The 17,260-nt window shown below is 42.5% G+C and carries 15 protein-coding genes; 6 read left to right on the forward strand and 9 right to left on the reverse strand.

Annotation, left to right across the window (positions count from 1 at the left end; all coding sequences use genetic code 11):
- Positions 1–287: 287 nt before the first annotated feature.
- From QQL36_RS27350 to QQL36_RS27360, 3 genes are all read right to left on the reverse strand, one after another.
- Entirely contained in the window at positions 288–2,519 is a 2,232-nt protein-coding gene (locus tag QQL36_RS27350; RefSeq protein WP_321567456.1) for a glycoside hydrolase family 3 N-terminal domain-containing protein, read from the reverse strand.
- Between the two features lie 9 nt (positions 2,520–2,528).
- A complete protein-coding gene (locus QQL36_RS27355; protein WP_321567457.1) occupies positions 2,529–3,812 on the reverse strand; it encodes a glycoside hydrolase 5 family protein in 1,284 nt (427 codons plus the stop codon).
- A gap of 234 nt (positions 3,813–4,046) precedes the next feature.
- On the reverse strand, positions 4,047–5,063 hold the full coding sequence (locus tag QQL36_RS27360) for a proline iminopeptidase-family hydrolase (protein WP_220388832.1): 1,017 nt from the start codon (positions 5,061–5,063) through the stop codon (positions 4,047–4,049).
- 400 nt (positions 5,064–5,463) lie between these two features.
- Between QQL36_RS27360 and QQL36_RS27365 the strand changes: the two genes are divergently transcribed.
- The gene (locus QQL36_RS27365; RefSeq protein WP_083727683.1) at positions 5,464–5,748 is read left to right on the forward strand and encodes a pyrimidine/purine nucleoside phosphorylase; all 285 of its coding nucleotides are present in this window, start codon (positions 5,464–5,466) and stop codon (positions 5,746–5,748) included.
- 362 nt (positions 5,749–6,110) lie between these two features.
- Here QQL36_RS27365 and QQL36_RS27370 read toward each other — a convergent pair whose 3' ends face one another.
- Entirely contained in the window at positions 6,111–6,512 is a 402-nt protein-coding gene (locus QQL36_RS27370; protein WP_321567458.1) for an NUDIX domain-containing protein, read from the reverse strand.
- 172 nt (positions 6,513–6,684) lie between these two features.
- Here QQL36_RS27370 and QQL36_RS27375 point away from each other — a divergent pair, with 172 nt between their 5' ends.
- From QQL36_RS27375 to QQL36_RS27395, 5 genes are all read left to right on the forward strand, one after another.
- Complete coding sequence (locus tag QQL36_RS27375; RefSeq protein ID WP_321567459.1) at positions 6,685–9,105, forward strand: outer membrane beta-barrel family protein; 2,421 nt, start codon at positions 6,685–6,687, stop codon at positions 9,103–9,105.
- 3 nt (positions 9,106–9,108) lie between these two features.
- Positions 9,109–9,288 carry a 4'-phosphopantetheinyl transferase superfamily protein gene (locus QQL36_RS27380; protein WP_083727689.1) on the forward strand — a complete coding sequence of 60 codons (180 nt, stop codon included), beginning with the start codon at positions 9,109–9,111 and terminating at the stop codon, positions 9,286–9,288.
- A 62-nt stretch (positions 9,289–9,350) separates the two neighbouring features.
- A complete protein-coding gene (locus tag QQL36_RS27385) occupies positions 9,351–10,055 on the forward strand; it encodes a head GIN domain-containing protein (RefSeq protein ID WP_083727691.1) in 705 nt (234 codons plus the stop codon).
- 72 nt (positions 10,056–10,127) lie between these two features.
- Positions 10,128–11,324 (forward strand): NAD(P)-dependent oxidoreductase, encoded by a 1,197-nt coding sequence (locus QQL36_RS27390; protein ID WP_083727693.1) that lies wholly within the window; start codon positions 10,128–10,130, stop codon positions 11,322–11,324.
- Between the two features lie 167 nt (positions 11,325–11,491).
- Complete coding sequence (locus QQL36_RS27395) at positions 11,492–12,274, forward strand: transposase (RefSeq protein WP_255373922.1); 783 nt, start codon at positions 11,492–11,494, stop codon at positions 12,272–12,274.
- 16 nt (positions 12,275–12,290) lie between these two features.
- Here QQL36_RS27395 and QQL36_RS27400 read toward each other — a convergent pair whose 3' ends face one another.
- The 5 genes from QQL36_RS27400 to QQL36_RS27420 form a co-directional block, all read right to left on the reverse strand.
- Positions 12,291–12,833, reverse strand: coding sequence for a hypothetical protein (locus QQL36_RS27400; protein WP_321567460.1), 543 nt, complete (start codon positions 12,831–12,833; stop codon positions 12,291–12,293).
- Between the two features lie 3 nt (positions 12,834–12,836).
- Complete coding sequence (locus QQL36_RS27405; protein WP_321567461.1) at positions 12,837–13,886, reverse strand: mechanosensitive ion channel family protein; 1,050 nt, start codon at positions 13,884–13,886, stop codon at positions 12,837–12,839.
- A 21-nt stretch (positions 13,887–13,907) separates the two neighbouring features.
- Entirely contained in the window at positions 13,908–14,732 is an 825-nt protein-coding gene (locus QQL36_RS27410) for a tRNA1(Val) (adenine(37)-N6)-methyltransferase (RefSeq protein ID WP_083727697.1), read from the reverse strand.
- A 2-nt stretch (positions 14,733–14,734) separates the two neighbouring features.
- Entirely contained in the window at positions 14,735–15,739 is a 1,005-nt protein-coding gene (gene tsaD / locus QQL36_RS27415; RefSeq protein WP_083727699.1) for a tRNA (adenosine(37)-N6)-threonylcarbamoyltransferase complex transferase subunit TsaD, read from the reverse strand.
- A gap of 201 nt (positions 15,740–15,940) precedes the next feature.
- A complete protein-coding gene (locus QQL36_RS27420; RefSeq protein ID WP_220388833.1) occupies positions 15,941–17,248 on the reverse strand; it encodes an ABC transporter permease in 1,308 nt (435 codons plus the stop codon).
- Positions 17,249–17,260 lie beyond the last annotated feature (12 nt).

Genomic DNA, 17,260 nt, shown 5'->3' on the forward strand with positions numbered 1-17,260 from the left:
ATTGATGACAGCCTCTTTTCCCTGAAAATGGTTTTTATCCCCCGTTGGTGAATTCCTCTTTCATGAATGTTTTTTCTGAAAATGGTTTTCATCCCCCATTGGTGAATTCCCTCTTTCATGAATGTTTTTTCTGAAAATGGTTTTCATCCCCCGTTGGTGAATTCCCTCTTTCATGAATGTTTCTATTCGTGATACCTATTGATTGGTTTTATTTCTTAACTGGCTCGTAATTTAGTTTTTCTGGTATTTAACAAGGGAAGCCGGTGCTACGGCTTCCCTTGTTATAATTACTCATATTTAAATGCCGCTTTCAACCCTCCTACAGAAACGGAGAAATCACCCGGCTCTGTCACCCGCTGTAGTTGTGCATTGATAAAAGAAAGTCTTTCTTTATCTATCGTGAAAGAAACTGTCTTCGTCTGCCCCGGTTGCAATTCTATTTTTTCAAATGCACGCAAACGCTTTACTTCAGGCGTAATAGAAGCGACTTCATCACTTACATATAATAATACCGCCTCTTTACCCACTACTTTCCCGGTATTTGTCACATCGACAGTTATGGTAATCGCTTTTGCAGCTGTCAATGTTTTATTGCTGATTGTAAGGTTGGCATAAGAGAATTGCGTATAACTCAATCCATATCCAAATTCCCACTGCGGATTGTATCCCGCCATTTCATCAAACTGCAATGTCTCAGTATATTTATGATAATAATTGATCAGGCTATTGGTGGAACGGGGATAGGTGTAAGGCAGTTTTCCGGAAGGATTGATCTTACCAGCCAGCACATCTGCAATCACATTTCCCCCTTCATTTCCTGACAGGTAGGAATGGATGACAGCAGCACTCAGTGGTTCTATTGAAGAGATGATACGTGGACGACCTTCTGTCAATACAAACACAATAGGTTTGCCGGTCGCAGCTAAAGCACGTGTCAGTTCAATCTGTGAATCAGATATCCGCAGATCGCCGATGTTGCCCGGTGTTTCGGTATAACTGGTTTCACCAATACAAAGTACGATCACATCTACATTGGCCGCCTTTGATACCGCATCCGTGATATCGATGGTTTTATCAAAATCAACACCTGCACTATACACAACATTAGCAGCACCAAATACATGCTGAACTGCTTCGAGGATGGTGTTCTTATCTTTTTCAGTTTCATCGCTGGTAATACCCTGCCAGATACGTGCCCATCCACCATTTAGAGAACGCATTGAATTGGCAGAAGGACCTGCTACCAATATCTTTTTACCCGGTGTCAATGGCAGGATGTTATTTGTGTTTTTCAGCAATGTGATACATTCAGCAGCCAGGTCATAGTTTAGTTTATTATGCGCTTCGCCATTAAACAATGGATAGTCGCTGGCTTTGCCTACCGGGTTATCAAAAAGACCGGTTTCAAATTTCACTTTCAGTATTCTTTTTACCGCATCATCGATACGTGACATAGGGATCTTCCCTTCTTTTACCAGTTCGATAAGGTCGGTAGTAAATGTGTAATCAGTAGGCACCATGCTCATATCAATACCGGCATTAATAGCAATCATCACCGCTTCTTTGTTGTCCTTTGCTATTCTGTGACGCTGATAAAGATATTGGATATCCTGCCAGTCACTCACTACCAGTCCCTTGAATCCCAGTTCACCTTTCAGGATATCTGTTAAAATATGTTTGTTGGCATGAACAGGTACTCCATTTATTTCCGCGCTGTTTACCATCACACTTTTTGCACCGGCTTTTACAGCGGCGGCAAACTGAGGCAGGAAGTATTCACGCATTTCTCTTTCAGGTATCCAGGCAGGGGTACGATCATGTCCGCTTAAAGGCATGCTGTAGCCCATATAATGTTTCAGGCAGGCGGCAACGTGGTATTTGTCGGTTACGACATCATCCCCCTGGTATCCCTGTACCACGGCTTTGCCCATTTCGCTGACCAGATAAGGGTCTTCACCATAGGTCTCCCATATACGGGGCCATACAGGCTGACGGCCAAGATCAAGCACCGGACTAAAATTCCAGGGAATAAAGGAAGCACGTGTTTCATAAGCAGTAACAGCTGCAGCCTTTTTAGCCATAGCAGGATTAAAAGAAGCCGCTTGTGCAATCTGCTGAGGGAACATCACTGAATTTAAAGTATAATTATTCCCCCTGATGGCGTCAATGCCATACAGAACGGGGATTTTAAGACGTTCCTGCAAAGCAATTTTCTGGATAGTCTCAATCCTGTTCCTCCAGACTTCTACTGTTTGTGCATAGCCACCTACATTCAGAATAGAACCTACTTTATATTTTTTGATGGCTTCCTCTAATTTGCCCATGTCAAATTCATGAGGCTCGTTCACCTGACCATTTGTAGTTTTCAAAAAAGCTTCCACACTGATCTGGGTCATCTGTCCTGCTTTTTCTTCAAGTGTCATCTTCGCTACCAGCGACGCTACTTTCTGATCGATGGATTGGGTATACCCATTGAAGGTGGCCGCAGTAATTGCAACAGATAAGAGTAATTTTTTCATAAGTGTCATTTAATTTAATATATAGGAATGGATGATTTTCCAGGTGAGTACATCAGTATCGAAAACGGAGTTTAACCCCTGTTCTTCCTGTGGGGGATCCCCCATGAAGTCATCACCTTCTTTCCAGAATAATTGCCCGGGAAGCGGCCTTGCAGTACCGGCAAACGCCCAGAAATTACATCCTGCAATAGCACCTCCCTGTTTACGGCTTTTGGCCCATTCAGCAAAAACGCCATTGTACAATTGATTACGTGAATAAACTGCAGATGCCGGATCAAATGAATGCTGATCACGGGGCAGGCCAAATTCTTCTACTACCAGTGGTTTATTCAGATCATCAGCGATTACTTCATGTTGCCGGATGTATTGTTGTGTCTTTGCCATCAATCCGGGCAGACTGTTGGCAATGCTGGTATCCTTAAACCATCCCCAGTTCTTGGGCCAGATATGTAATGTTAAATAATCGACTTCTTTAGGTTGATGAATCGCTTTAAACAGGTCTGCAGATTCATCTGTCCCCATAATACCTTCAGTACCCAGGGTGACCAGGTGATGATGGTCTATAGATTTGATGAATCTGGCCATGGTGAGGGTCCACATTTTGTATGCCTCTACAGCAGCAGTCATCATGGGTCGTGGTTCATTTGCCAATTCCCAGGCCATGATGGATGGTTCCTCAATATACTGTTGTTTGGTATATTTGTTTACATGATTCAGGACCAATCGTACCTGATTCTCGTAATCTTTCTGGCAGGGGGCACAGGAGTAGAATTTGCTGGTATTTTCCCGAAGGTCATTCCAGTTCAATTTGCTACGCATGACTGAATCAGTAATGACCCCATTCCAGCTGAGGTATTGTAAAAAGCCCCCACTCCATTCCCAGTTATTACTCAGGAATAGAACGGCATACATCTTCCTTTTTCCCATTTCGTACAGGAGGTAGTCAAGACCTTCCAATATCTCCATATTGAATTTACCCTGCTCATACTGGAAGGCAGGTTTTACCCGCTCTACACCATTGACCAATCCTTTGCCCTCTGTTCCTACCAGTACGCGGAGGTTGGTGATGCCCTGGCTTTTCAGGAAATCCAATTCTTTTTGCAGGCGTTCCTTCCCGTTTTTTTGCAGGGCGAGCAAACCGCCATACCAGTAGTTCGTGCCGATGTAGTAGTAAGGTTTGTTGTGAAGGGAGAACTGATGCCCGGACTTTGTAATAAATTCCTGTTGGGCGGAGACTTTGGCGGTACATAGCATGAGAAACAGCCAAAGGGCTTTCATTGAAAAACGTGGCATGGGTGATTTTAATTAGTTAACTTTTTCAAATGTAGGTTAACTTATGCCACAGATGTAGTACTTTTTTATCTATTTCATTGCATTTAAATCATAGAATGCGAGGGATAAGGTGGTTAGCGGGATGATACTTTTCATGCAAAGGAGGCGCACGAAAGTAACATATTGAATTATCTACTTACAAAAAAGGTCGCCTCAATAAAAACTGAGACGACCTCTTCACAATTTAATTGCTAATTACTTCTTATCCGCCACAAACTTTCCACCATCCACATCCTTCAAAAAACCCACCAGATTCGTAAAATACCGCTGCTGATCATCATACATAGACATATGAGACCCATTCGGACACAAATACAATCTGCTATTCGGCAATAACTGCGCTTCCCGCTTCATACCCTCCGGACTCATTTCATCATGCATCCCTCCTAACACCATCACAGGTGTCTTAATATCCGGCAGTTTATCCCAGAATTCCCAGTTCTTAAAATTCCCGGTCACATGAAATTCATCTACTCCCTGCATCTGTATATAAATCGTATGATTCGCCTTCTTAAACGCTCTGAGCAAAGGCTCCGGCCAACTTTCCACTGGTAACCTGCAAATCGCCTGTGTATATAGCTTATTCATCAACAAGTCATTGTACTCAGGCGAGTCATATTTTTCTAATTTATCCAATGAATCATAAACAGCAAGATCTCTTGCTGTGAAGAATTGCTCCTTCAGTTGTTTGGTATAGGTGGTATAATCAATCATCCCGGCTGTCATATTGGATAATACAGCACCTTTAACATGGGATTGATACTTATGCAAGTACTCCATAGCCAGCATGCCGCCCCATGAATGACCGACTATATAAAAACTATCCAGATGCAGGCCTTTCCGCACCTGTTCTAATTCCTCCACATAATTGGATACCGTCCAAAGGGTGGTGTCAGATGGCTGGTCAGAATTGCCGCATCCTAACTGGTCATAGTAGTAGATCTCCATCCCTTCTTTAGGCAGAAAATCTTCGAAACATTCCATGTAATCATGGCTAAAACCAGGGCCTCCGTGTAATAGTAATACTTTAATTTTACCATCACCCACTTTTTTGGTCCATACATGGTATTTACCATCTACTTCGATCAATTTGTTCCCTCCGGTTTTAATTTCGGTTGTGTCTTCAGTACTTGATGTTAGAGCTGGGGTAGTAGCAGGTTGCTTGCAGGCAAAAAAGGACATTGCCGCGAAAACTAAAAGTGTTCTTGTCATGGTTAAATTTATGATACTCCCCAAAATAGGGATTTCCTTGATCTACAGCTAATATTATGTTTCACTACTTTGGTATTAGTACTCAATTTGTCCGGAAATAAACATCCCACCTACTGACCTTCCACCGCCGGCCTTTGCCTTTATCAATAAACCAGATGATACCTTTCAGCATCAATATTGCCCATCAAATCCTGACCGATCTTCAACAACGAATTCAAACACGTTGGGCTGATAACATCGCCGACTAATGCCGGCAGGAGCGCACTTTACAGCATGGGAACAACCTGAGTTACTGGCGGATGATTTGCGGAGGTTCTTTTACCACGCTCCTCTCCCTTTTAGGATTTCAGAAATAATTATTAAATATTAATTTAGCCCCTCAAAACTAAACAACAACACTATGAGTACAGTTTCGCACAATGTATATTTTGAAGGAAAAGTGCAAAGCCTCGGCATCGATGTAGAAAAAGGGAAAGCAACTGTCGGCGTGATGAAAAAGGGAACGTATGTATTTAACACCGGATCGCCTGAAACAATGGTCATTGTGTTAGGCGAAATGAGTGCAAAAGTGAAAGGTGGTGAGTGGGTGAAATACAAGCAGAACGAGCGTTTTGAGGTGGCTGCAAACTCTTCATTTGAAGTAAATTGCGACACAGATGTAGCATATATCTGTTACTACAATTAAAATATTTGAATGCCGGAGATTACCTCTCCGGCATTTAACTACTAAAAACCAAATTTGACCTTTTCGAGGAATCCTACTTTTACCTCAACCCAAAAAACCAAAAAGATTATAAAGAAATCAAGGAAAAACCCACCCTGTCTTATAACAACGAAGACTATGGCAATCGTAAAGATGAATGTGAAAGAAATGCATATTATGAGGCCTTAGGTTGGCCCAGGCCAATAACAGACTTAGATCTGCCACATTCCAATTAAATTATTGTAGTATGTAGTTTCTCACTGTACTATGCCTATCTATTGCATCTAACACCTTTGCCCAAAACTGTAACGGTGCAGCCAAATTTTATTTTATTATAAATATCCTTATACCAACCCATCCTCCTTCAACTTCCCAAACGCGATCAACACGCCCGGCACCTGCTTCTCCTCCCTCTCATAACTCTCCAGGTCAAAAAACCTCACCTCCCCAATCTCCGCCGAAGGCACCACCTCCTGATTTAACTCATGTAAAAAACAATCCTGTTCCATCACTATATCCTCCTCCCCAAATGCCGGCGCCGTTATATGATAATACCACTTCAACTCCTCCACAGGAATCAATATATTCAACTCCTCCTGCACCTCCCGCTGCATAGCCTCCACTGCCGTCTCCCCTGCATCAATCTTCCCGCCCGGCAAATACCACGCCTGCTTATTCTTACTAAAAGCCAATAATAACTTCCTGTTTTGTACCACCACCAATCCGGCTGTATATATACATTTCATTCCACAAAAATAAAAATTCGCAGGTCAAAATCCACTATTCAAAACTGAAATATCATTTCAGACACCCGATGATCATTGAAGGGGAAACCATTTCGTAGATTAGTCATTAGCTCTTCTTACATAATTTGCTAACTTACCGCAAACACACACTCATTACAACTATATTGTCAGTATGTTTAGATTAGACACAACCCTATTGTTAATCTGCCTGTTATGTACAATTGTTTACCCGACACTTGCTCAACAGGGAACAGGAGGGAAAATATCCGGCCACGTAAAGGATGACAAGAACGAACCTATGAATTTTGCGACAGTCGTTATATTAAAGCAACAGGATTCTGCTTTAGTTAAAGGGGCTATCACAGATCAGACAGGTGGCTACCAGTTCGAGAATATACCCAAAGGAGCCTATCTGATAAAAATATCACAGGTAGGTTTTCAGACGAAGTTCATTCCAATTACCACAGAAGGCCCAAACATCACGCTGGAAACTGCTGTTTTATCGACGGTTACCAAAAACCTGAAAGAAGTAAATATCACTGCCGAAAAAAAGCTGATTGAATTAAGTGGTGAAAAGCTCATCTTCAATGTATCCAATAGCATCACGTCTGCTGGCAACAATGCTTTAGAAACCCTGCGAAAGGCTCCTGGTGTAGCAGTTTCTACGGATGACCAGATCTCTCTGAAAGGAAATACCGGCGTGCTTGTAATGATCAATGGCAAACAATCTTATTTGACCGGGAGTGACCTGGCCGATATGTTGAAAAGTATGCCCTCCAGTAATATTGAAGCCATAGAAATCGTCAGCAATCCATCTGCCCGTTTTGATGCTGCCGGCACTGCAGGTATTATCAATATCAGATTAAAAAAAGACAGAACCAGGGGATTGAATGGCTCAGTTATCGTGAATGGCAATTACGGCATTACACCAAAGTACAGTGGTTCCACAGACCTGAATTACAGAACTGATAAACTGAATCTATATGGTAATTACAACAGTTATAAAGGTTCAACAGAGATCACGCAAACATTTGACAGAGATTATAGCGGCACACACTATGACCAGGTCGGAACCTTTTATTTTGACAGGCAACAACAGGCTTTTAAAGCAGGCTTAGATTATCATATCAGCAACCGGTCTACCATCGGCTTTCTGATCAATGGCAATACCAGCCGCAATGGAACAAACTCTGTTAGCCGTACCTTCATATATAGCAACGCTGCCTCCATTGATTCTATCATGAAAGCGACCAGCCAGGGACCACAAAACCGTAATAATTTCAATTACAATGTAAACTATAGCTATCATGATTCGACTGGCAAAGAACTGAATGTGGATCTGGACTACGTGAATTTCGACAGAAATGACAAAAGCTATCAACCTAATATTTATTACGATCCTACAGAAACCACCGTACTCAGCTCAGTAAACTATCGTATTAATACGCCCGCAAACATTCATATTTATGTAGGCAAGACAGATTATTCCCAACCATTGTTCAAAGGGAAACTGGGTATAGGTGGAAAGGTCAGCGCTGTCAATACAGATAATGATTTCCGGTTCTATAATATAGAAGAAGGGAAGAATGTAACGGACAGCAGCAAAACAAACAACTTTGTATATAAAGAGCAGGTCTATGCCTTTTATGTGAACTATAATATCAAATTAAGTAAATGGAGTATTCAAGCAGGGCTCCGTGGTGAACAAACCAATTCAAGAGGTCTACTGAAAGCCTTAACAAATGTAACTGATGAAGATGTGAAAAGAAGTTATCTGAATTTCTTCCCTTCTGCATCCGTTTCCTATGCCATGAACGATGCTCACTCCTTTAATGCGGCTTATAGCCGCCGCATAGGCAGACCCACCTATCAGGACCTGAATCCTTTCGAAAAAAGAATGGATGAACTGACGTATCAGAAAGGGAATGCCTTTTTAAAACCACAATATTCCAATAGCTTCTCACTAAGTTATGCATTCAGACAATACTTGATTGTCTCTGCAGACTATGTGCATACCAGAGATGTATCTGCACCAATTGTGGAAACGACAGATGGCAACAAACTCGTGTATGCCATTCAGAATATCGCATCCTGCGATAACATGAGTCTCTCAATTTCTTCCAATCTGGAGTTTTTCAAATGGTGGAACTGTTACCTGAATACGAATCTATACCGTGCCGTTTATAATGGAACAATCGATCAGTCTGCACTGAACAATAACACGCTGACTTTTATGTATAGTGCAACAAACACCTTTAAGCTTACACCTCTTACTGCACTCGAAGTATCTGTATGGGGCAGAACAGCAGAAGTATATGGTTCATTCACAAACGGGGCACAAGCGACTATAGATGCAGGTGTGTCACAACAACTATGGGGTAAAAAAGCTACTGTAAAAGTAGCTTGTTCAGATATCTTCTACACCTTAGGCTCCACCAGTAGCAGCAATTTTAATGGCGTGAACCTAAGCAGTAAAATCATGCCTGAAACCAGAATGCTCAAGTTATCATTCGCCTATCGTTTCGGCAGCAATCAGATCAAAGCAGCGAGAAACAGGAATACAGGTTCTTCTGAAGAACGCAATAGAATTTAAAATATGAAAATCAGCTCAGGTATAGACATCATTGAAATAGCAACGGTAAAGACGCTGATAGACCGGCATGGTGAACGATTTCTGAAAAGAGCATTTACAGAAAAGGAAGTTGCTTATTGCCGTGATAAGAACAACAACGGCTGGAGTAAAATACCAAGAACAGGGAATGCTAAACTGGAATGATTTTTTTATATCTTACTTTTTATAAAAAAAGATATTTTGTTACCTGTTTATTCGAATAAGTTATGAAACAAATTATTTATTTACTACTGGCACTAATTCTTTGCAGCTGTGCCAGACGAATCAATGGCAGTAGAAATATCATCACTAAAACAATTGACATTGGTAATTACACTGAGATTCATGCAAGGGCGTCTACTAATGTGTATCTTGATTCAACCCTCGATGGAAAGATCAGGATAGAGGCCCCGGAGGAACTGATGGATCATATCCTTTGTGAAGTAAAAGATAATGCACTGACCGTAGGTTTTAATAACTCTTTTAAATGGTGGGAAATGCGCTTTGGTCAGGGTATAAATGTATATGTTCCCTGCAGACATATTACCAGACTGGTAAAAACCGGTAGCGCCAATATAAGTGGTTCATTGGAAACAACACAGCTTGCTATTGAAACCGGGGGGTCCGGACATGTAAATATTAATGTAAACTGTCAGGAGATCAGAGTGTCAAAAGGAGGTTCATCAGGTGTTACACTAAAAGGCAGGTGCACTACTTTGGATGCGAACCTTGGTGGCAGTGGGCATCTGGATGCCGGGGAGCTGGCTACGGACGTAGTTAATATCAGAACCGGCGGAAGTACCCATGCGACAGTTAATTGTAATACCACCCTGGTTGCATCTGCATCTGGTAGTTCCAAAATTAATTATTCAGGCAATCCATCGGTGACTAAAAGAATAAGTGGTAGTGCGAAAGTGAGAAAAGCAAACTAAATTATCAGACCGGCGTTTTTCTCCGGCCTGTTTATTTTTTCAATATATTTGGCTCCACACCAAATCACCAGTATGTTATATATCGCACTGATTCGGGAAGAAAAACAGCCCCACGATAATCGCGTCGCCTTTACTCCACAACAATGTCAATGGATTGCACAACACTACTCCCAGGTCACCATCGTCGTACAGCCCTCCCCATGGCGCTGCTACAAGGATGAAGAATATGAGAGAGCCGGCATCACACTGTCAGAAGACCTGTCTCACTGCCAGATCCTGCTAGGTATTAAAGAAGTGCCTGCTGAGAAATTAATGCCAGGCAAGACATATTTATTCTTTTCTCATACACGGAAAAAACAACCACAGAACCAGCAGATGCTGAAAACCATCCTGGAAAAGAAAATCAACCTCATCGATTATGAATGCCTCGTCCATCCCGATGGACAACGGATATTGGGGTTTGGTTTCTTTGCAGGCGTAGTAGGCGCCCACAATGGTTTGCTGGCTTATGGCCGGAAAACAGGCACGTTCTCACTCACACCAGTGTACGCCTGCCATGATTTTAAAGAACTGATCAATCATTATTTCGGCGCCAAACTACCACCACTCAAGATTGTGATCACTGGTTCAGGCCGGGTGGCTGCGGGTACCCTGGAAGTAATGGGCTTACTGGGTATTAAATACCTGCCACCAGAAGAGTTCCTGATCAACTCCTACACTTATCCGGTATATACCCAGTTAAAAGCCGGAGAGCTGTACCTGAGAAAGTCCGATAAGACCTACGGCAGGGAAGATTTCCACCTGCACCCTGATCAATATGATTGTCGGTTTATGCCTTTTGTAACGGCATCGGATATTCTCATGAATGGGATCTATTGGGATGAACGCATCCCTCCACTGTTCACCTGGGATGATCTGGCGAAAAGCAACTTCAGGATCAAAGTGATTGCTGATATCACGGATGATACTAATGGATCCGTACCCTGTAACCTGGGTGACTGCACCATTGAGGAACCGGTATATGGCGTGAACCGGCACACAAGGCAACAAACAGCCCCGTACCTGCAGGATACTGTCGATATGATGTGTGTGAGTAATCTGCCAAATGAGTTGCCAAGAGATGCCTCGCAGTATTTCGGCGATCAGTTGATGAAGTATGTATTCGATGATTTATTAAAGTCGGAGAGTACAATCATTCACAATGCAACTATTGCTACCAATGGGGCGCTTACGGAGCGGTTTGGCTATTTAGAGGATTATGTATCATAATAAAGAAAAAGGCGTCTCAATGATGATTGAGACGCCTTTTTTAAGTATGAAGTTGTTTACACTTTTTGAAGGATAAAAAGGAAGTCCCAGGAATTAAGGATTTTTGTTTTGGCAAATAAAAACGAATAATTCTGGGACTCATAGACGAAGATAAGGTACGAGATTGGATTTTACCACATTTAAGCAAAGGCAAAAGAGGCTTTAAGGCCAGGATAGATTTAGTAAAAGTGGTTCTGTTGATTTTAAAGCGAATGAAAACAGGCTGCCAGTGGCGAGAGTTGTGTATTTGCGAATATTTTGATAAAGGGGCGACCTCGTGGCAAAATATTCACAGGTATTTTTTAAAATGGAGTAAAGACGGTTCATTCAAGAGGGCTTGGATCAATCTTTTATCTTGTAATAAGAAACTGCTGGATCTGTCAAGCGCTCAGTTAGATGGTAGCCATACACCTGTCAAACGTGGTGGCCAGGCGGTAGGTTATCAAGGCAGAAAAGCTTCAAAAACCAGTAATAGTTTGTTCTTATGTGACAACAGAGGTCAGATGCTGACGGTATCAACGGCGCAAAGTGGAGAGCATAATGACTTATACGATATAGTGAAGCTGTTTAAAGAAATGATCGGGGTTCTGGAACAATCCGATATCAATTGCAATGGAATATTTGTAAATGCCGATCCTGGATTTGACAGCGAAGATTTAAAACAAGTATGCATTGACTACGAGATTGAATTAAATGTAAAACCCAACTTGCGAAATCAAAAGAAGCAAAGTGATGAATACCGATATTTTGATGATCAACTTTACAAAAGACGAACAAAAATTGAACATGCCAATGCCTGGATGGATGCTTTTAAAGCATTGCTTGTCAGATATGAAAAACTTGTTGAAACATGGATGGCATTGCAATGGCTGGCTCTTATAACCCTTTTTTGTAGAAAATTAAAAGTATAAACAACTTCTATATCATTTAGGCACGCAGCCATTTTTTCATCGGAGGAAAATCTTCTTTGTCACCTGCCTTCGTCATCATGCCCACACTCTGTAACATTAATATTCCTATATAATCATTCATACGACAGCTTTCCATAATATCACTACTGCCACCCCTGTAACCTTCTTCATGAAAAACATAATCAGGATCTATATCCAGATGCAGGCAGGCCGCGTATGACCAGGCAATTGCCATGATCTCTTCTGCCTCCCTGTCCTTCCGCTTAATAATCGCATTTTCTGTTAAACGGGCGCGATCTTTCGTTGATACGACGGCAACATGACCCGCTTCATGAAGTATATCTCCCGGGTATTTCAACGTGTCTCTGTCAATGATGATAGTACCGTTCTCAATCAGGAAACCCGGTAAAAAGCTATCATCACCTAAACTCCTGAATATTGTCTGAATGCCGATAGCATTCACGAAAGCAATACATTTCTCAAATGTGACTATGTCATCATGTTCATTACTAATCATATTCGCGGAAGGTACGAATAACCGCTGGAAATACCCATCCAAAGATTAACTATTATTCGCATTGAATACCGTCTGTGTCGGATATGCAAACTGAATACCCCGCTTCGCAAACTCTCTGAAAATAGCAAGGTTGATCACCTGCTGTATATCCATATACTTATTATAATCACTTGTCAGTACATTGTACACCACCTCAAATTTCAAACTATACGGCCCATAAGTCGCAAAATGCGCCCTGTCAAATGCAATGCCTTCCTGTGCAGTGATGATGGTTTTTAAAATAGCAGGTATCTCTTCTATCACATCGGCAGGAGTTTCATACACCACATCCAGCACAAATGCAATCCTGCGCTTCTCCATTCTTTTGAAGTTGTGAATGCGTGAGTCTGTCAATTGCTTATTAGAGAAGATCATTTCCTCTCCACTGGTGCTACGGATACGGGTTGTCTTTACACCAATCTCCATCACTGTACCACTCTTGTCTCCTACCAGTATCGCATCACCTATCTCAAAAGGTCTGTCAAAGAAGATCACGAAATAACAAAACAGATCACTCAATATATTCTGTGAAGCCAGTGCAATGGCCACACCACCAATACCCAAACTCGTGATGATCGTTGTGACATTGTACCCGAAATTATCCAGCAGAAACACGATCGCAATACACCATAATACAAGGTTGATGATCATCAATATCCCCTTCACTTCACTCCTTCTTGCATCTGCATAGGATCGCTTTTGTAAATAAGAGATCAAAGCATATTCGATGAGCATCGTCAATACCCGCAACACGAAAAAGGTATTGATCAATACCATCACACCATGCATTCCATTCGCCAACTTTACCGGCAGTACGAGGTAATGAATACCACCATAAATCACCGTGATGTAGAGTGCCGGCATTATTGCACGGTCTATGACGCGGATGATGAAATCATCTACTGTATTGACGGTTCTTTCCGCCCATTTTCTTAACCTGTGTAATACGATACTTTTGATAATGCGCAGAGCGATCAATCCAATTACGATAACTCCCAACGCGATGACATAGGCATACAAAGTATTCCCCCAAAAGATCTGATTTAAACCTTCCATGCTGTGATGTTCTAACTAAATTTATAAATACAAATAATAAGGCTGTAACAATGCCTTGAATGCCGCTGTGTAATCATTGCCTGCTTCCTTAATGGCCATTACTTCTTCATCGCGGGGTGTTTCTTCCCGGCCGAAAATAGCAATGGTGCGGAATTTGTCATGATTTACACTTTGCTTTACGTGTAGTACTTTGCGGGGATAAAATCCTTTTTGTGTGGCTAATACTTCAAAAGTGGCATAAGGCTTATAGGGTAACAAAACGGAGAAAACGCCTGATAAAGACAGGTTTTTATCAATCACATCCAGTAATGCTGAATAATTCAGGGTGGTGGTGTGCATGGCCTGATTCCTTAATTGATCCGGACTTTTTAAATCTGATTCATAAAAAGGAGGATTGGTGATGATGAGGTCGTGCTTTACCTCCAATGATAATGTACGGGCATCACCAGTTAAGATATTTAATCTTGAAGCCCAGGGCGCATCAGCAAAATTCCGCTTTGCCTGACCTGCAGCTACAACATCCAGTTCTACGGCAGTAATAGAGGCTTCGCTGAATCTTTGCGCCAGCATCAGGCTCAATAGTCCTGTACCAGCTCCTATATCTAAAATACGAGGCGCCGGTAAAACTTTCTCTGAAGCAATATCAGCACTCACAGATACTTTCGCTGAAGTAACAGCAGCTCTCGCCGCCTCTTTTTCTTGTGAACCACCCCCACCTAACAATCCCTCTTCCGCCACATACCAACCCGTATACGCCCCCTGCAAACAGGCATCTGTGCACACTTTCATAGCACAATCTTCCTGATTCACCGTAAATTGTTTGAAACGAAAAAATTGATTCGCCATATTTAAAATGCTGCTCTTGCACCAGGTACCGCATCCAGTCCTACAAACTCCTTTGCCTGGTATTTATAATATGCTGTGATAGCGATCATGGCTGCATTATCCGTACAATATTCAAACTTAGGAATGTAAGTGTTCCAGCCAAACTTCTCGCCATAGGTTTGCAACGCCATTCTCAAACCAGAGTTCGCACTTACACCACCAGCAATGCCGATCTCTTTTATACCAGTTTCCTTCGAAGCCTTCACCAGTTTATTCATGAGAATACTAACAATCCTGTGCTGAATAGAAGCACAAATATCCGCCATATTATGCTGCACAAAATCAGGATCCAGCCTGGTTTTTTCCTGCAGGAAATAAAGAATAGCCGTCTTCAGCCCGCTAAAACTGAAGTTCAGCTCAGGTATCTGTGGCTCAGGGAATTTAAACCGGGTCGGATCCCCCAGTTTCGCATATTTATCAATCAAAGGACCACCCGGATAAGGCAAACCCAGTAATTTCGCACTCTTATCAAATGCCTCTCCTGCCGCATCATCCATGGTTTCACCTATCACTTTCATTTGCAGCGGACTATCTACCCGCACGATCTGTGTGTGCCCACCAGATACAGTGAGACACAAAAACGGAAATGAAGGAATGGGATCTTCGATGAAATTGGCCAGCACGTGGGCCTGCATATGGTGAACAGCAATGAGCGGTTTATTCAGCGCCAGCGCCAGTGACTTGGCAAAACAACTACCTACCAGCAGTGCGCCGATCAGCCCAGGGGCCTGTGTAAAGGCAATGGCGTCCAGTTCCTCCTTACGTATACCTGCCTGTTTAAGGGCATAGTCTACCACCGGAACGATATTTTCCTGGTGAGCACGGGAAGCCAGTTCCGGCACCACACCGCCATATTGCTCATGAATAGTCTGGTTAGCTATATAATTGGAAAGAATCTTTCCATCTACCAGTACGGAAGCACTGGTTTCATCACAAGACGACTCTATCGCGAGTATTTTTACTGACATGGATGCAAAACTAAAAAGAAAATCCGCTTCTGCCTAAAGGCGAAGCGGATTTTTGAAGGGGACATCCTTCTGTCTGAATAAATCCTTCTATCTGAATGATATTTTCTATCAGAGTGAATTCTTCTATCTGAGTGAGATTTCTATCTGAGTGAGATTTTCTATCCAAATCGAATTTTCTATCTGAATAAAACACAAATCCCATCACGTACTCCTGATCGCCACCACCGGATCCAGCTTCGAAGCTGACCACGCCGGAATAAACCCGGCTATCACCCCCACCACCGTACTCACACTCAATCCTATTATAATATTCTTCATCGTCAGCGCCACCGGAAATACATCAAACATATTCAACACCAACGTAATCATATATACCAGCAACAACCCCAATCCTCCTCCCACCAGGCACAACATAATCGCTTCCAGCAAAAATTCCATCAAAATCACCTTCTTCCTGGCCCCAATGGCCTTCTTCAACCCAATGATGTTCGTTCGCTCTTTCACCGTTACAAACATAATATTCGCAATTCCAAACCCACCTACTATCAGCGCAAACATCGCTATTATGATCCCTCCTATATTGATCTTGACAAAGATACTTTCCAGGTTCCCGGACGCTGATGTAATCTCATTCAATGAAAAATTATCTTCCTCCGTAGGCCGCAACCGCCGAATAGCCCGCATTACCCCGGTCAGATCATCCTTCATCTCTTTTACGGATATCCCCGGCTTTGCTTTTACCGTTATAAACGGATCCCCATACAACCGCTCATCTACCACCGTTTTGCCAAAGGCATACGGCACCATCACCGTATTATCATAATTGATGGCATCCATACCCGAGCCCTTTTTCTTTAGTACGCCAATCACCCTCACCGGTCTGCCCGCTACCCGTATCACCTTGCCCAGGGCCGCCTCCGGACTCCCAAACAATCCATCCCAGATATTTCCTCCCAGGATGGCCACATTCGCCCCGTCATTCTCCTTGCCAGCAAAATACCGGCCTCCAATGATCTTCAGGGACTGAATTTTAATATAATCTTCCGTCACGGGCAGGAACTCTACCCCCTCCATAGATTCGCTTTTATAATCGATCCGCTTATTGCCAGATGAAAACGCAAATGCCGCAAACTGCACCGTATGGGTCTTTTCCGTCATGTATCGCAACTCTTTGTACTCCGGCTGCGGACGGTTCACAAATTTCCACCACGGCATGTCCGGACCTCCATCCCATGGCCACTTCTGGATAAAGATCACATCAGACCCCAGGGCTTCCAGGCCTTTGCGGATATTACTTTCCAAACTATTTGTAGCAGTAAAAACAGCGATGATACAGAATATACCAATTGTGATTCCTAAAAGAGATAAAAACGTACGGAGCTTGTTCATTCTGAGCTCCTGGACGGCCATTTTCAGGCTACTCCATAATATTTTAATCGTGGCAATCATAGCGTTGTGGCAATCATAGATTAAATGTAAAGTAATGATAAATTGTGAGATTACATCCATTTCACAATTCAT

The sequence above is a fragment of the Chitinophaga sp. LS1 genome (genome assembly GCF_034274695.1).
GTDB lineage: Bacteria > Bacteroidota > Bacteroidia > Chitinophagales > Chitinophagaceae > Chitinophaga.

Excerpts from the sequence above, each read along its gene's own strand:
- QQL36_RS27410 (WP_083727697.1), bottom strand. The coding sequence starts at position 14,732 with ATGGCGAATCAATTTTTTCGTTTCAAACAATTTACGGTGAATCAGGAA.
- QQL36_RS27375 (WP_321567459.1), top strand. The coding sequence starts at position 6,685 with ATGTTTAGATTAGACACAACCCTATTGTTAATCTGCCTGTTATGTACA.
- QQL36_RS27360 (WP_220388832.1), bottom strand. The coding sequence starts at position 5,063 with ATGACAAGAACACTTTTAGTTTTCGCGGCAATGTCCTTTTTTGCCTGC.
- QQL36_RS27370 (WP_321567458.1), bottom strand. The coding sequence starts at position 6,512 with ATGAAATGTATATATACAGCCGGATTGGTGGTGGTACAAAACAGGAAG.
- QQL36_RS27365 (WP_083727683.1), top strand. The coding sequence starts at position 5,464 with ATGAGTACAGTTTCGCACAATGTATATTTTGAAGGAAAAGTGCAAAGC.
- QQL36_RS27420 (WP_220388833.1), bottom strand. The coding sequence starts at position 17,248 with ATGGATGTAATCTCACAATTTATCATTACTTTACATTTAATCTATGAT.
- QQL36_RS27385 (WP_083727691.1), top strand. The coding sequence starts at position 9,351 with ATGAAACAAATTATTTATTTACTACTGGCACTAATTCTTTGCAGCTGT.
- QQL36_RS27390 (WP_083727693.1), top strand. The coding sequence starts at position 10,128 with ATGTTATATATCGCACTGATTCGGGAAGAAAAACAGCCCCACGATAAT.
- tsaD (WP_083727699.1), bottom strand. The coding sequence starts at position 15,739 with ATGTCAGTAAAAATACTCGCGATAGAGTCGTCTTGTGATGAAACCAGT.
- QQL36_RS27355 (WP_321567457.1), bottom strand. The coding sequence starts at position 3,812 with ATGCCACGTTTTTCAATGAAAGCCCTTTGGCTGTTTCTCATGCTATGT.
- QQL36_RS27405 (WP_321567461.1), bottom strand. The coding sequence starts at position 13,886 with ATGGAAGGTTTAAATCAGATCTTTTGGGGGAATACTTTGTATGCCTAT.
- QQL36_RS27380 (WP_083727689.1), top strand. The coding sequence starts at position 9,109 with ATGAAAATCAGCTCAGGTATAGACATCATTGAAATAGCAACGGTAAAG.
- QQL36_RS27350 (WP_321567456.1), bottom strand. The coding sequence starts at position 2,519 with ATGAAAAAATTACTCTTATCTGTTGCAATTACTGCGGCCACCTTCAAT.